Raw genomic sequence first — 15,243 nt, 5'->3', positions numbered from 1 at the left:
ACTTAATTTAATAACTCCTTTATAAATTTAGGCAAAATAAATGAAGCTCCGTGGACTTCAGGAGAATAATATTTGAGATTTAATGAAGATAAATCAATATCTTTATATACTTCATTTATTTTATTAGGTTGATATTTTTTGGAACCCACAGTGAAGCTCCATAAACCGCTTGGATAAACAGGTATCATAGCATAATACATCATTGAAATTTTATAAAGATTATCAATAATTTGATTGATATCTTTAATGAGTTTTTTATTGAAAAAAGGGGACTCGGTTTGAGCGGCAAATATTCCGTCATCTTTTAATGCATTGTACGCAGAGTAATAAAAATCCTCCGTAAACAAACCTTCTGCGGGACCCACCGGATCGGTAGAGTCTATAATAATAACATCATACATATTATTGACAGTTTTTAAATATTTAATACCGTCTTCAAGTTTAACCGACACTTTTTCGTTGTCTATCTGATATGCAATTTGAGGAAAGAATTTTTTAGATACTTTAATAACCTCATTGTCAATTTCAACTAAGTCTATATGTTTTACAAAATTATTTTTAAGACATTCTCTGATAATACCGCCATCTCCTCCGCCGATAATCAAAATATTTTCCGGTTTTGCGTGCGCAAAAATAGGAATAAAAGACAGCATTTCATGATAAATAAATTCATTGCTATCCGTGAACATAACAGCATTATCAAGAACAAGCATTTTTCCAAATTCATAGGTATCATAAACCGTTATTTCCTGAAAATCAGAATTTTCATGATATAAAACTGATTTGATTCTAATTTTAATTCCGAAATTTCCGGTCTGGTTTTCGAAAAACCACGCTTCCATTAATTTTATTTTCTCCCAATTTAAAAATTTTTGATTATAATAATTTTAAATAATATTGACAATATTAAACAACAATAGCAATATTGGCAAGATACATCTTTAACATATAAAACAATAAATATAATATAATATTTACAATGCAACATCCGGAACATTGAAATAAGCGTTCAAGGCGAGATAAAATATATATATGAATCAACCCGGCGGCCATGAAAAGCTTCTGCCTGCCATTAAATGTGCGTGGAAATGCATAACAGTCTGCCCGCCGTCAATACCGGTATTAACAACAAGCCTAAAACCGTCAGAATCCAGACTGTACTCTTTAGAGATTTCTTTTATTAATTGCAGTAATTCATTTCCATCAAACAATTCGTCGGTATTTATTATGGAATCATAATGTATTTTGGATATTATAAGAAGATGCAATGGGGATACGGCATTTATATCTTTTATTGCAATAAAGCCATTCGTTTCTTTTATAATGTCGCTTTTTATTATTCCGCTTACTATTTTACAAAAAACACAATCATGTGCTTTGCTGTTTAATAATTCATCATTCATATGTATAAATAAAACTCTTTACAATTCAGACATTAATTTAAAAAAATTCCCGTTAATATAGCTGCCTGCACCAACTAAATAAGGAATATAAATAATCCCAAAAAAATCGAGCGCATATAATATTATTATAATAACAATAAGTATTAGAAATATCAAAAATAATTTTTTTGTTGTATTATTTTTATTTTTTAGCTTTCTTGAACCGTCGTCTTTATTTATTTTTTCTTTTTTTTTATTATTATCATCAAGTGCATCCGGCGATTTTACTGCGTCCGGTTTCTCTATATCGTCGGTTATTTCCTTAAGAATTTTTTTTATTTCTTCAGATTCAAAAATATTCTTATTTTCTTTTTCTTGTGTTTTATATTCTTGCGCTTTATCTGCTTCTATTTTATTAGTTAAATCTGTTTTATGTCCAAATTCCGCGCTATGTTCGTCACTAATTGTCTTAACGTCATAGGCTTTTTCATTTTTTTCCGATTCTTCCTTCCCTTTTATATTGCCTTCTATATTTTTTTGGTCCGAATTATTTTTTTCTTTTTCTCCAGTAATATTAAATCCACTGCTATTATCCGTAATTACGCCGATTTTTTTATTTATAATAAAAATATTTGCGCAGTTCCTGCATCTTACTTTAATATTGCCGTCCGGCAGCAATAACTCGTCAATGTCATAAGAGGTCGCACAAAATGGACATAAAATACGCATATTATTGTAATCGTTTAAAATAACACAGACTTTAGCTTGTTTTTTATATATATTATCTTTTTTTATTTAGAAAAAGGTGTCTGACACCTTTTCTTATATTTTGCTTAACCGAGCAAAGAAATGCATAAATATTTTCTATTGCAGGATTAAAGTATATATTACCTTTTTTTCTTTTATATTATATAATAGATTAATTAAATTATAAAATTAAATCAATAAAATAAATTGCTATCATTTTATAATTTAAATAATACTTAAATTATAAAAATAAAGCAATAAAATTTAAATAAAAAAAATGAAAACTGCTTACCCTAAAAATTTGCAAGAAAATTTATCAAAAAATTTACCTACAAATTTAAAGGACATTTTATCAGATATTTTAAAAAATAAATTAAAAATATCAGACTACGATACATTGCTTTTAACTACTAACTGGATTGATATCTGCGGAAAAGATTTAGGCGGTAAAACAAAACCGAAATATATCAGAGGGAAAACATTAACCGTATTCACAGACAGTCCTGTTTTATCTTTTGAACTTAATTTTCTTAAAGATGAATTTATTCAAAAAATAAACGACTATTTGACAAAATTAAATGAAAATCACAGAGAAGCAGATAATATAACAGATATTAAATTTAAAAATGTAGATTATTAACCCAACTTCACCATAATTATCAGCAACACATTAACACATTGATATTACTATATTTATGGGGCAATAAAAATGTCTATGGGGACTACAAAATAAAAAAATAAAATATAATAATACCAGCGGGTTATAATTTTAGAATAATAAAAGTGGTGAAGTTGGGTTAAATAAAAACCCTCTCTGCCGCGGCAAAAGAATATATAAACTGCTCAAATATATTTAAATGCAGCACAGAGAGGCTGAATATTTTTATCTATTTATCTATTTTCCTATTGAAAATATTTTTTCAAAGAATGATTTTTTAATAGGATGTGAATCTTCCCCGCTTTCTTGTGTAAATTCTTCTAAAATTTTTTTTTGTTTCGCAGTCAGATTGGTCGGCGTTTCAACAATAACATTAATATATTCATTCCCTCTCGATTGACTGTTTAACCTATAAACTCCTTTACCTTTAAAAGTAAACTGGGTCCCGCTCTGAGTACCTTGAGGGACTTTCAAATTTGCTTTACCTTCTAAAGTAGGCACTTCGATATCGCATCCCATTGCTGCCTGAGGAAAATTTATAGGAACTGTTACATAAATATCCTCATCTTTTCTTTTAAACAAATGATGCGGTTCAACCGTAATATCGACATAAAGATCACCAGGAGGACCGCCGAAAATACCGGATGCGCCCTCTCCTGACACCCTGAGCCTGTTGCCGCTGTCTATTCCTGCTGGAATTTTTATTTCAAGTTTTTTTTCTTTAATAACCCTGCCGCGTCCTGAGCATGACGGACACGGGTTTTCAATTATTTCTCCTTCACCGCTGCACTTATAGCAAGTTCTCGTAATAGTAAAAAAACCTTGCTGCTGCCTTATCTCGCCTGTGCCTTTGCAAACCGGACAAACAACGGGTTTGGTTCCTTTTTTTGCGCCTGTTCCATCACATGATTCGCATTTTTCATATCTTCTGAACTTTATTTCTTTGGCGGCGCCAAATATCGCCTCTTCAAATTTTATTTTAAGTTCATAGCGAAGGTCATCCCCTCTTCTTTGTCTAGTCCGTTTATTTTGTTTTGAACCAAACATATCGCCGAAAAAATCACTGAAAATATCTCCGAAACCGCTGCTAAACCCGGCGCCTGCTCCTTGAGAAACGCCTTCATGTCCGAATCTGTCATAGGCGGCTCTTTTTTCTTCATCTGAAAGAATTTCATAAGCTTCATTTATTTCTTTAAATTTTTCTTCAGATTCTTTATCGCCTTGATTCTTATCTGGATGATACTTAATGGCTAATTTTCTGTACGCCTTTTTCAGCTCTGCCGATGTTGCGTTCCTGTCAATTTCTAATATTTCGTAATAATCTCTTTTTGTTGCCATATTTGATTAGAATAATTATTTTTTTATTTTATTTTAATATTTTTAACATTTTAGTTAAAAAATACATTAATATAACTTATTTTTTATCCTTTACTTCTTCAAATTCGGCATCAACCACATTTTCATCAGCCGGTTTTTCAGTCTGCGCTTCCTCTTGATTTTGAGAAGACCCTGCAGATTGCTGTTCTGCTGTTTTTTTATACATTGCTTCCGTTATTGAGTGAGATACTTTCTCTAATTCCTCGGTAGCCGATTTAATTTTGTCAACATCACCCTCTTCTAAAGCTTTTTTAGCATCCGAAACCTTCTCTTCGGCAGTCATCTTTTCCGTAGATTCTATCTTATCGGCATTGTCTTTTAATAGTTTTTCGACGGAATATATTAATGTATCTAAATGATTTTTGGCTTCTATAAGTTCCTTCTTTTTATTATCTTCATCTTTGTGAAGTTCGGCTTCTTTAATCATTTTATCTATTTCTTCTTTAGACAAACCGCTTGAAGAAGTTATTTTAATGGACTGCTCCTTGCCTGTTCCTAAATCCTTGGCAGAAACATGCACAATACCGTTTGCATCAATATCAAACGTAACTTCAATCTGCGGAACTCCTCTAGGAGCAGGAGGTATCCCTGTAAGTTCAAATCTGCCCAAACTTTTATTGTCGGAAGACATTTCCCTTTCGCCCTGAAGCACATTAATTGTAACAGCCGGCTGATTATCTGCCGCCGTCGAAAATATCTGACTTTTTCTTGAAGGTATAGTAGTGTTCTTTTCAATAAGCTTCGTCGTAACGCCGCCTAATGTTTCAATGCCTAAAGATAGTGGAGTTACATCAAGAAGCAGTACGTCTTTGACATCGCCCTTAAGAACAGCTCCCTGAATTGCAGCTCCTACGGCAACAACTTCATCAGGATTCACTCCTTTATTTGGTTCTTTGCCAAAAAAGTCCTTAACTTTTTCCTGAACTTTAGGCATTCTAGTCTGTCCGCCTACAAGAACAACTTCATCTATTTGCGAGGTAGTTAAACCCGCATCTTTCAGAGCAATTCCAACCGGTTTCATAGACCGTTCTATTAAATCACCTGTTAGCTGCTCCAGTTTTGCTCTTGTTATTTTTAAATTCATATGTTTAGGACCGCTTGCGTCAGCGGTGATAAACGGCAAATTTACATCGGTCTCGAGAGCAGAAGAAAGTTCTATTTTTGCTTTCTCCGCAGCTTCTTTTAACCGTTGAAGCGCCATTTTATCGTTCCTCAAATCAATTCCGTAATCTTTTTTAAATTCATCGGCTAAATAATCTATAACGCGCTGGTCAAAATCTTCTCCGCCAAGAAAAGTATCTCCGTTGGTCGATTTAACCTCAAACACGCCTTCGCCGAGTTCAAGAATTGAAATATCAAAAGTTCCGCCGCCTAAATCATAAACCGCGATTTTTTCTTCCTTTTTCTTATCTAAACCGTAAGCTAAAGAAGATGCTGTAGGTTCGTTGATAATCCTTAAAACATTAAGTCCAGCTATTTTGCCGGCATCTTTTGTTGCCTGCCTCTGCGAATCATTAAAATAAGCGGGGACGGTAATAACAGCCTCGGTAACGGTTTCTCCGAGATAATCTTCTGCGGTTTTTTTCATTTTCATTAAAATCATTGAAGATATTTCTGCGGGACTGTATTTCCTGCCCCTGACCTCTACCCATGCATCGCCGTTATCATTTTCGACAATTTTGTAAGGGCATATTTTTTTAAAAGCCTGTACCTCGGGTGCGTTATATTTTCTTCCGATAAGTCTTTTGACGGCATAAATGGTATTTTCAGGATTAGTAACTGCCTGCCTTTTAGCTGCCTGTCCGACTAATCTTTCTCCGCTATCCGTAATAGAAACGATAGACGGGGTCGTTCTTGCTCCTTCAGAATTTGCAATAACTACAGGTTCTTTCCCTTCCATAATAGCAACGCAAGAATTGGTAGTTCCCAGATCAATTCCGATAACTTTTCCCATAATTTTATCTCTCCTTTTTTATATATATATTTTAATTATTTTTAATCATTTTATTTGTTTTTATAATTTTATATCTATTACGGTAATTAATCAATATTATATTAAATTATATTATTAAAACCGATTGTCGGCTTATTATTTTATTATTGACTTAACAGCTGCCGTCAGACTTAGAAATACATATTAAAGATGGTCTCAACAGTCTGTCTTTATAAACATACCCCTTCCTTTTTTCTTCTACAATTTTCCCTTCTGGTTCAGCTGAATCTTTTACCATCTCGACTACCTCATGAAAATTAGGGTCAAATTCTTTATTTTCCGTTTCTATAATTTTAACACCATGATTCTGCAAAACTTTTATAAATTCATTATTAGCCATTTTAACGCCGTCAACAAAAACTTTAAGATTGCCGGACACATCGTTGTCGATATATGAAGCTGAATGGTTTATAGCCAGGTCTAAGTAATCAAGAATCGGCAGCAGATCTTTAACAAGACGCTCATTAGAATACTTTAACGATTCTTCTTTTTCTCTGATAATTCTTTTTCTGAAATTTTCTGAATCAGCCAGAATTTTAAGATATTTTTCGTTTAATTCATCAAATTCTTTCCTTAAATTTATAAATGCGTTTTTTATATAATTAAGACTTTCTAACGCTTCGGTCAGAGATGCCGGTTCAGCCATCTGCTCTAAATCCGCTATGTCTATATTATTTGACGACGATTTTTTATTTTCTTTTAATTCATCAACATCTTTTGCCTCATCATTATCTTCACTTCTAAAATCATTTTCGTCTCTTTTATTATCATCCATCATATTTTCAATTCTCCCGATTGATTATTATTTATTTAATTTTAATTTTATTTAGTTGATTCATTAAAATATTTAAATTATATCACATAAAAGCTTTGCCATATAATTTACCGCCGGAATAGCCATAGCATAGTTCATTCTTGACGGTCCTATAAGACCTATCGAACCTTCCGCAAATCCTTTCTTGCTATGATAAGACGCCGTAATCACCGATAAACCGTTAATATCGGACCATTCGGTATCCGAACCTATAAATATATGAATACCTTCTTTTTGTTTAGCGAGTTCCAACAATTTTATTATAGTTTTTTTATCTTCAAAAGCTTTAATAAGAGATTTAATCTTTTCATAATTTGAAAACTCAGGTTCATCGAATAAATTCATTCTTGAACCGATATATAAATAATCGTCCTCATTCTCTATTTTATTCTTTACTAAATCAAAATTAAAAATAATACCGTTTAACAACGAAAAAAAACTTTCTCTGTCTCTATCAATACCCTTCAGGATGACATCTTTTAATTCGTCAATATTATGCCCGTTGATTATTTCATTTAGTTCTGCCGAGTATTTGGTGAGCTCCGCCTGATTATAATCTCTGTCGGCGCTAATTATTTTATTTTCAACAATGCCGCCGTCAAATACCGTAACTACAAGAATATTTGATTTATCTAATTTTATAAATTCAATATGCAACAAACTGGCGTAATTTCTCTCAGGTGCCAGTACAATCGGCATATAATGCGAAATTTCCGACAGTAAATGTACCGCCTGCCATAATATTTTTTTTATATCCCTGCCTGAAATATTAAAACTGCTTCTAATCTCCTCTTTCTGCTGTTTTGATATTTTTTTTGTCTTTAAGATGCTGTTAATATAAAATTTATAGCCTGAAGAAGTCGGTACTCTGCCCGCCGAAAAATAAGGCTGATGTATATACCCTTTTTCCTCAAGAGAAGCCATAATATTTCTTATTGAAGCAGAACTTAAGTTTAAAGAACATTTTCCGGCAATAAATTTCGAGCCTACAGGATTAGCGGTAACAATATATTCTTCTATTATGCAGTGCAATACTTCCTGAAAACGCTCATTAAGAAACTCTTCCATAAATTCATCTCTATTTTTTACATATTATATATACAATTTCTTACATATTATATATACAATATTTTACATATACAATTATTAGCACTCTGTAATATAGAGTGCTAATAATAATTAAACCAATAAATTTGTTTTTTGTCAAGTTTTATATGTTTTTTTTAAAGACAAAATTGACAATTTTGCTTTACAATCTAAATTAAAAGCAATATAATTTATGAATGCGGAAAATAAAATACAATTTATAGCATTTACAATTTTAAGTGCAATTTGAAGCAATGAATAATGAAACAAGAAACAAGAAGTAGAATAATATCAATAGTACCTATGATATACTTGCAACTGTCAAGATACCACATAAACCAATAAACTTAACTTTTAATTAATTTTTCAATATAATAAAAAACATAAAACTCTATGCTATCAAAATTAAATAAATTCTTTTCTTCAATAAAATTAGCGATAATTTTATTTATACTTATAGCCGCAATTTCAATAATCGGAACAGTAATAGACCAGGGCGATACTATAGCGCAATATAAAATAATTTACGGCAATAATGTTTTTCATATTCTTTACTGGCTGGGATTTTTAAATATTTACGACTCATGGTATTTCGTCGGTCTTGCCGCACTGCTTATTTTAACAATGATAATTTCTTCGGCTAATAAACTTCCTAAGGTTATTAAAAATATCATAGACCCGGATACTTCTTTTGACAACGCTCTGAAGAAAAATAGCTATAAAGCTAAATATATAACAATGCAATCATCAAAAAGCCCATCTGAAATATTAAATTTTGCCGAAAAAACATTCGGTAAAAAATTTGGAAAACCTGTGCTGCAAAATATAGACGGAAATAATAATCATTTTAAGAGCGGCGAGAATGAAAAAATTCAAAAAAATAGCAGCAAAAACGGAGATGCAAGCAGCAATACCAATAATAAAAAAAACGATCCAGGGAATTTTTTATTTTTTTCAAAAAATTCTATATTCAGAATATCGCCGAATATTGCTCATCTCGGCGCAATAGTAATCCTGGCAGGTGTCTTTCTCGGCGTGACATTTGGATACAGATCGTACACAAATATCAAAGTAGGGCAGACCGTTCAACATTCTTATTTATTAAAAAATAATAATCCCGTTCTGCTGCCTTTCAAAATAAAATTAGACAATTATGTAACAAAATATTATAAAAACGGAATGCCGAAGGCTTATATAAGCACGCTGACGATTATAAAAAAGCATATAACTATTCTTACTAAATCAATAAGGGTTAATCATCCGCTCACATATGACGGGATAACTATTTATCAGGCAAGCTACGGTCATTATAAACCTAACGCCGCACAGATATTAGTGCTTAATTTGAAAAACAGCAATAAAAATAATAAAAGACTGATATATGCTGTACCCGAAAAAATATATAATTCAAAAATAAATAATATAAAATTTTCATTTAATTTTTTTAAACACCCTGCAAAAGACCAGATTCCTTTCTATATATCGGTAATTAAAAATAATAAAACGGTTAGCAGTCCTCTCGTTTTTCAGGAATTGCCCTATAGAACAAAAAAAGGGAATATGCCTTTATTTTTTGCAAAATATAACAATAATATAGCTTTTATTTTTGCCGGAATAAAAACATACTTTTACAGCGGCGTGGAAATCACAAAAAATGTGGATACCGATATCGTGTGGATTGGTTCTGCTATCTTAATTTTTGCTTTATTCTTTTCATTTTTCTTTAATCAGCAGTCTTTATGGATAAGGGTTACGTCATCCGAAAACGAAAAAACAAACAAAGTTGAGATACTATCTATCCCCCACAAGAAATTTGCATCGTTCTACTCTATGATGGATAGACTTACGGAAATATTTAAAAAACAGATATAAAGGATGTTTAAATACCCTAAAAGTACCGGCGAATTTGATACTTTTTTCAAATAAATTTTCATGCAATACAATACTTAATAACTTAAAGAATACGCATTTAAAATAACGGAATACTCTGAGGATACATAAATATGATTCACATGAACGCTTCAATTTTAGACGGGTCTTTTTATTTTACTATATCCCTACTTATGATAATTATAAGTTTTGTAGGATATTTTATATATATGTTTACGGCAAACAAACTGGCTTCTACGGCTTCTTTCGTAATAGTGTTAGCTGCGTTCGCCCTGCAGACTTTTGCTTTTGTTATAAGATGGCGGTACTCGTACCAAATAGGAATATACATTCCGCCGCTTATAGACCTGTACGATTCTTTAGTTTTTTTCGCCTATGTAATTTTATTCGGTTTTATTTTATTAAAATTATTTTACAATTTCAATTCCCTCGGCTTTATTATGACATTTATATCTATATGCGCTCTCGCATTCGCAACATTTTATCCCTTATCTACAAGTGCGATAGAACCGTACATAATACCTGCGCTGAAAAGCTACTGGCTCCTTTATCATATAATTTCGCTATTTTTAGCTTACGGAGCATTTGCGGCAGCGTTCGGTATAGGCATTTTATTTCTGATAAAATATAATCAAACCAATAAATATAATAAAGATAAAAATACACCACAATCTTCGAAAAAAATTAATCCGATAAAAAAAATAGCTTCTATCATATTTTATCCTTTCATATTGCTATATAAGCAGTTTATATTGCTCAGTCCGTCTATCGATATTTTAGACGAAGCTATTTACAAGGTCGTAGTTTTTGGATTTTTGTTTCTTTCAATAGGAATTGTAATAGGAGCTGCATGGGCAGATAATGCCTGGGGCGGATACTGGAGCTGGGACCCTAAAGAAACATGGTCGTTAATTACATGGATTACATATGCCGTATTTATCCATGCAAGACTCACCAAAGGCTGGAATGAAAAGAAAATGGCATGGATCGCCGTTATCGGCTTTATCGTTGTAATATGCACATATCTCGGGGTAGATTTGCTTATTCCGGGATTACACTCATATATTGCTCCCGGCGCAGCTCCGGTATTATAAACCGCTTTATTACATTAATTTAAAAAATAATAGATATAATATATTATGCAAAAAACTGTAATAGCTCCTTTTAAGCCATATATTTATAATACCGACAAAATTAAGTTTGATGAGGTTACCGCTCCGCCTTATGACGTTATAAGCAAAGAACTTCAGGACGCACTGCACAAAAGATCTGAATACAATATTATAAGACTTATCCTTGGCAAAGAAAATAATGATGATTCTCCTGCCGACAATAAATATATCCGTGCCGATGAACTATTAAATAAATGGAGCAGGGAAAATATTCTGATCCGCGAACCTGAAGAGGCAATATATTTATATTTGCAAGGTTTTACGTCTGAAGGTAAAAAATATGAGCGGATAGGTTTTATTTCATTATTTAAACTACCGGAGCAGAAAGAAAATTCACAGATTTTCGGTCATGAAAAAACCCTCGCTAAGCCTAAAGAAGACAGGCTTAAACTAATGGAGGCTACAAAAGCCAATCTCAGTTCTATCTTCTCTATATTTGAAGACAACGACAAATCTATAGTCAATTTTATAACCGATTCTATTGAAAACCGTAACGCCTGTAAAATTTCTGAATTTGCAGACGATAAAAACGAAACACATAAGTTATACAGAATTGTTGACAAAAATTTAATTGATTTTGTAAAAATGAAAATGGAGGATAAAAGTATATATATTGCGGACGGTCATCACAGATTTGAAACATGTTTAAATTTTAGAAACTATATAAAATCTGCCGGCAGCAATAATGAAAAAATCAACGCAGACTACTGCATGATGTATTTCGCTCCGATTAATCAGGAAGGAATGATTATTTTGCCTACTCACAGATGCATAATTAATAAAAAAATAAAACTTGAAAACTTTATAAATGAAATTGAGAAAAATTTTACCGTTATACAGTCAGACGCCCAAAACATTGTCAACGACCTCAATAAAAATAAGGATAATTCATCATTCGGATTTATTCACGAATCAGGAAAATATTTTGTAATCTCTTTAAAAGATACTGTTAAGAATACTATAGATAATCCGTTGGAACGCTTAGACGTCTCAATATTGCAAAACTATATTTTTAAAAATATTCTGCATATGGAACAGTCGGATATAGATAATCAGCGGTTTATTATATATGAAAAAGATGCTTTGAATGCGATAAACAGCATATCCGGTAAAAATAATACCTGCAATAATAATAACAAACAAGAAAAAATAGAAGCCGTTTTCTTAATGAATCCGACAAAAATTGAAGATGTTACAAAAATAGCATCGCTTAATTTAAGAATGCCTCAAAAATCTACCTTTTTTTATCCAAAAATAATATCGGGTCTGACAATAAACGTTATGTATGATTTATAGGATGCGCGATTTTTTTATTTTTCCCTTCAGGCAAATAAACAATTACATCCGTGCCTTTATTTTTCACTGATTTCACATTTATAAAACCGTTGTGTTCAAAAATAATTTTCTGCGATATTGCGAGTCCCAATCCTGTGCCTTTTTCTTTAGTAGTAAAAAACGGTTCAAATAATTTATTAAAATCTTTTTTGCTGATTCCTACGCCGTTATCCGAAAAAATTATTTTTATAAATTTTGGAATATTTCTTTCGGCATCAATTCTTGTAGTGATTCTGATAAATCCTTTATTTTTATTCTGAACAGCCACAATAGCATTTTTTATTATATTCAAAAAAACCTGTTTTAAAGCATCCTCTGAAGCAAATATTTCCGGCAGACTTGGGTCAAATTCTTTAATAAATTTTATATTCTTTTCTGAATTAACCGCAGTCTCTATTTCGATGATTTCGTTTATAACTTTATTTACATTGAGCATTTCCGCATTTATTTTATGATTTTTAGATAATGACAGCAAGTCTTCTATCAAAATATTAATTCTGTCTATCTCCTTGACAATTATTTCTGTAAACTGCGATAACTCTTTTAAGCTTTCAGGGAGAGAATCGTGTTCTTCAATAATTTTCTTTTTTAAATATGATGCGGAAGCCTTTACTCCGCCAAGCGGATTTCTAATCTCATGGGAAATTTCGGCTATAAATCTTGAAAAATTTTGCAGCTTTTCTTCATTTTTAATAATATTATCCATTTCTTTAAATCTCGTTATATCTTTCATGGATATAAGTATATAATATTTCTCGTCATCATTAATTTTAGCTATCTCGACTATTATTGACCTCTTATTATTTTGTCTATTATTTTTATAAAATTCAAAATCAAAATCAATAAAACCTTCCCCAGTCTTCATAACTTCATTTATCTTAGCTATAATATATTTATTATTATGAAAAAATTGGTTTGCGTTTAAGTGATTGGAATAAGAGAAATAATCCGAATATCCTGTAAGTTCCTGAGCGGCAATATTTAAAAATTCAATCGTTAATTCTTCATTAAAAAGAATTATTGAATAATTTATATTATTTAAAATAAGTTTAAATTTAATATCCATAATTCTATAAAATTATTTGTTCTATCAGAAAGGTTGTGTTTTCATGAAAAAATTAACAAGATTAAAAAATATTATATCATCAAAAATTTTAAAATATTCTGTTGAATTTGCTGTTTTATTCTTTGGTATTATTCTTTAATTTATTAACTGTTTATATTTTATCATTATTTTTTATACATGATACATTATATATAAAAATCCTTCATGGCTAAAAACAAATTTAACAATGTTTTTTTACAAGCCATGAAGGATCAAATAAATTAATGTTGCTGCTTAATTATAAGCATCTTTGTTTTTATTAAGAGTTCTAAGTAAGTTATTTTACTTACAGATTATAACCGGATTCATCATGCTGAGTGATATCAAGACCCATAGCTTCTTCCTCTTTACTCACTCTTAAGCCCATAAATTTATCTATAAGTTTAAATATTATATAACTCATTATAAAAGAATAACCGGCGACCGATACAATGGTTATCAGCTGAATTACAACCTGATAAGGATTGCCGTAAAATAAGCCGCTGTGTCCAGGATTTATAAGCGGGTCGGCAAATAATCCTGTCGCAAGCGCTCCCCATGCTCCGCCGATAGCGTGAACATTAAAGGCGTCCAGCGCATCATCGTAGCCAAGTTTAGGTTTTACAAAAACTACCATAGAATAGCATAGAACACCGACTACAAGTCCTATAACAATAGACGCGAGCGGGTTAACAAAACCTGAAGCAGGCGTTATAGCAACAAGACCTGCGACCGCACCGGAAATCATTCCCAGCGTTGTAGGCTTGCCGCTATGAATCCATTCCGCAACCATCCAGCTTATTGCAGCGGCGGCGGTAGCAGTATTTGTTACAAGAAAAGCAGACGCCGCCAGACCGTTAGCTTCTAACGCGCTGCCGGCATTAAAACCAAACCATCCGAACCATAATAATGCGCCGCCCAAGATTGTATAAGCCAGCTGGTTAGGCTGAATAATATTTTCTTTCATATATCCTTTTCTTTTGCCGAGGACTAATGCGCCTGCAAGACCTGCAACACCGGAATTTATATGAACGACCGTTCCTCCGGCAAAATCAAGCGCACCCATATTATTAAATAACCCTCCTACACCCCATACCGACTGTGCTACGGGAGCATAGACTACGGTAAGCCATATTACAGTAAAAACTACCCATGAAGAAAATTTTATTCTCTCCACTAAAGAACCGCTGATAAGCGCAACCGTTATTATAGCGAACATTAATTGAAACATAACGTAAATAAAAGAAGGAATAGTGCCGTCATACCTAGAATGCTGATTTACACCCATAGCAGCCAATCCTAAATACTTAAGATTACCTATAATCCCAAAAAAAGCATCCGGTCCGAACGCTATAGAATAACCCCATAGTATCCAAATAATACTTACCGTGCATATTGTAATAAAACTTAGCGATATAGTATTCAGCACGTTCTTTTTTCTGACCATACCGCCGTAATAAAACCCTAATGCCGGTGTCATTATAAGCACAAGCGCTGAAGAAGCCAGCACCCACGCTATATTTCCCGGAACAAACTTTGGCACCTTGGTAGTCGCCGCAAATACGGGTGTAGCCCAGCCAAAGAGAACTAAAAACAGCCCTCCGAAAACTGTTAGAATTCCGTTAATTTTTTTCATAATTATTCTCCAGATTATATAATTGTATCTCTTTAAATTATAATCATAATGATAATCATCATTATTATA

The 15,243-nt window shown here is 32.1% G+C and carries 13 protein-coding genes; 4 read left to right on the top strand and 9 right to left on the bottom strand.

What is annotated here, in order from left to right:
* Window positions 1-2: 2 nt before the first annotated feature.
* The 3 genes from EVJ46_04930 to EVJ46_04920 all read right to left on the bottom strand — a co-directional run bounded on the left by EVJ46_04930 (window position 3) and on the right by EVJ46_04920 (window position 2,111).
* Window positions 3-842: a polyamine aminopropyltransferase gene (locus EVJ46_04930; protein ID RZD16376.1), complete on the bottom strand. Its 840-nt coding sequence runs from the start codon at window positions 840-842 to the stop codon at window positions 3-5.
* Window positions 843-1,037: 195 nt separating this feature from the next.
* Window positions 1,038-1,403 carry an HIT domain-containing protein gene (locus EVJ46_04925; GenBank protein ID RZD16375.1) on the bottom strand — a complete coding sequence of 122 codons (366 nt, stop codon included), beginning with the start codon at window positions 1,401-1,403 and terminating at the stop codon, window positions 1,038-1,040.
* Window positions 1,404-1,421: 18 nt separating this feature from the next.
* Window positions 1,422-2,111 (bottom strand): hypothetical protein, encoded by a 690-nt coding sequence (locus EVJ46_04920; GenBank protein RZD16374.1) that lies wholly within the window; start codon window positions 2,109-2,111, stop codon window positions 1,422-1,424.
* A gap of 295 nt (window positions 2,112-2,406) precedes the next feature.
* Between EVJ46_04920 and EVJ46_04915 the strand changes: the two genes are divergently transcribed.
* Window positions 2,407-2,769 (top strand): DUF721 domain-containing protein, encoded by a 363-nt coding sequence (locus EVJ46_04915; GenBank protein RZD16373.1) that lies wholly within the window; start codon window positions 2,407-2,409, stop codon window positions 2,767-2,769.
* Between the two features lie 255 nt (window positions 2,770-3,024).
* On the opposite strand, the gene dnaJ is transcribed toward EVJ46_04915, so the two are convergent.
* The 4 genes from dnaJ to hrcA form a co-directional block, all read right to left on the bottom strand.
* Window positions 3,025-4,125 (bottom strand): molecular chaperone DnaJ, encoded by a 1,101-nt coding sequence (gene dnaJ / locus EVJ46_04910; GenBank protein ID RZD16372.1) that lies wholly within the window; start codon window positions 4,123-4,125, stop codon window positions 3,025-3,027.
* Between the two features lie 76 nt (window positions 4,126-4,201).
* Window positions 4,202-6,118, bottom strand: a complete 1,917-nt coding sequence (gene dnaK / locus EVJ46_04905) for a molecular chaperone DnaK (protein ID RZD16371.1) — start codon at window positions 6,116-6,118, stop codon at window positions 4,202-4,204.
* A gap of 151 nt (window positions 6,119-6,269) precedes the next feature.
* A complete protein-coding gene (locus EVJ46_04900) occupies window positions 6,270-6,935 on the bottom strand; it encodes a nucleotide exchange factor GrpE (protein RZD16370.1) in 666 nt (221 codons plus the stop codon).
* Window positions 6,936-7,004: 69 nt separating this feature from the next.
* On the bottom strand, window positions 7,005-8,039 hold the full coding sequence (gene hrcA, locus EVJ46_04895) for a heat-inducible transcription repressor HrcA (protein RZD16369.1): 1,035 nt from the start codon (window positions 8,037-8,039) through the stop codon (window positions 7,005-7,007).
* A gap of 411 nt (window positions 8,040-8,450) precedes the next feature.
* On the opposite strand from hrcA, the gene EVJ46_04890 reads away from it, so the two are divergent.
* From EVJ46_04890 to EVJ46_04880, 3 genes are all read left to right on the top strand, one after another.
* Window positions 8,451-9,929, top strand: a complete 1,479-nt coding sequence (locus EVJ46_04890; GenBank protein RZD16368.1) for a hypothetical protein — start codon at window positions 8,451-8,453, stop codon at window positions 9,927-9,929.
* A gap of 131 nt (window positions 9,930-10,060) precedes the next feature.
* Window positions 10,061-11,041, top strand: coding sequence for a c-type cytochrome biogenesis protein CcsB (ccsB, locus tag EVJ46_04885; protein RZD16367.1), 981 nt, complete (start codon window positions 10,061-10,063; stop codon window positions 11,039-11,041).
* 45 nt (window positions 11,042-11,086) lie between these two features.
* On the top strand, window positions 11,087-12,415 hold the full coding sequence (locus tag EVJ46_04880; GenBank protein RZD16366.1) for a DUF1015 domain-containing protein: 1,329 nt from the start codon (window positions 11,087-11,089) through the stop codon (window positions 12,413-12,415).
* Here the strand turns inward: EVJ46_04880 and EVJ46_04875 are convergent.
* Window positions 12,399-13,520, bottom strand: a complete 1,122-nt coding sequence (locus EVJ46_04875; protein RZD16365.1) for a PAS domain-containing protein — start codon at window positions 13,518-13,520, stop codon at window positions 12,399-12,401. The two genes, EVJ46_04880 and EVJ46_04875, sit on opposite strands and share 17 nt — an antisense overlap.
* Window positions 13,521-13,845: 325 nt before the next feature.
* The gene (locus EVJ46_04870; GenBank protein ID RZD16364.1) at window positions 13,846-15,174 is read right to left on the bottom strand and encodes an ammonium transporter; all 1,329 of its coding nucleotides are present in this window, start codon (window positions 15,172-15,174) and stop codon (window positions 13,846-13,848) included.
* Between the last annotated feature and the right edge of the window lie 69 nt (window positions 15,175-15,243).

Source organism: Candidatus Acididesulfobacter guangdongensis, assembly GCA_004195045.1.
GTDB lineage: Bacteria > SZUA-79 > SZUA-79 > Acidulodesulfobacterales > Acidulodesulfobacteraceae > Acididesulfobacter > Acididesulfobacter guangdongensis.
Note: the sequence above shows the minus strand (reverse complement) of the source record. Positions and strands in the feature narration are given on the sequence as shown.

Excerpts from the sequence above, each read along its gene's own strand:
- EVJ46_04930 (RZD16376.1), bottom strand. The coding sequence starts at position 842 with ATGGAAGCGTGGTTTTTCGAAAACCAGACCGGAAATTTCGGAATTAAA.
- EVJ46_04925 (RZD16375.1), bottom strand. The coding sequence starts at position 1,403 with ATGAATGATGAATTATTAAACAGCAAAGCACATGATTGTGTTTTTTGT.
- EVJ46_04920 (RZD16374.1), bottom strand. The coding sequence starts at position 2,111 with ATGCGTATTTTATGTCCATTTTGTGCGACCTCTTATGACATTGACGAG.
- EVJ46_04915 (RZD16373.1), top strand. The coding sequence starts at position 2,407 with ATGAAAACTGCTTACCCTAAAAATTTGCAAGAAAATTTATCAAAAAAT.
- dnaJ (RZD16372.1), bottom strand. The coding sequence starts at position 4,125 with ATGGCAACAAAAAGAGATTATTACGAAATATTAGAAATTGACAGGAAC.
- dnaK (RZD16371.1), bottom strand. The coding sequence starts at position 6,118 with ATGGGAAAAGTTATCGGAATTGATCTGGGAACTACCAATTCTTGCGTT.
- EVJ46_04900 (RZD16370.1), bottom strand. The coding sequence starts at position 6,935 with ATGATGGATGATAATAAAAGAGACGAAAATGATTTTAGAAGTGAAGAT.
- hrcA (RZD16369.1), bottom strand. The coding sequence starts at position 8,039 with ATGGAAGAGTTTCTTAATGAGCGTTTTCAGGAAGTATTGCACTGCATA.
- EVJ46_04890 (RZD16368.1), top strand. The coding sequence starts at position 8,451 with ATGCTATCAAAATTAAATAAATTCTTTTCTTCAATAAAATTAGCGATA.
- ccsB (RZD16367.1), top strand. The coding sequence starts at position 10,061 with ATGATTCACATGAACGCTTCAATTTTAGACGGGTCTTTTTATTTTACT.
- EVJ46_04880 (RZD16366.1), top strand. The coding sequence starts at position 11,087 with ATGCAAAAAACTGTAATAGCTCCTTTTAAGCCATATATTTATAATACC.
- EVJ46_04875 (RZD16365.1), bottom strand. The coding sequence starts at position 13,520 with ATGGATATTAAATTTAAACTTATTTTAAATAATATAAATTATTCAATA.
- EVJ46_04870 (RZD16364.1), bottom strand. The coding sequence starts at position 15,174 with ATGAAAAAAATTAACGGAATTCTAACAGTTTTCGGAGGGCTGTTTTTA.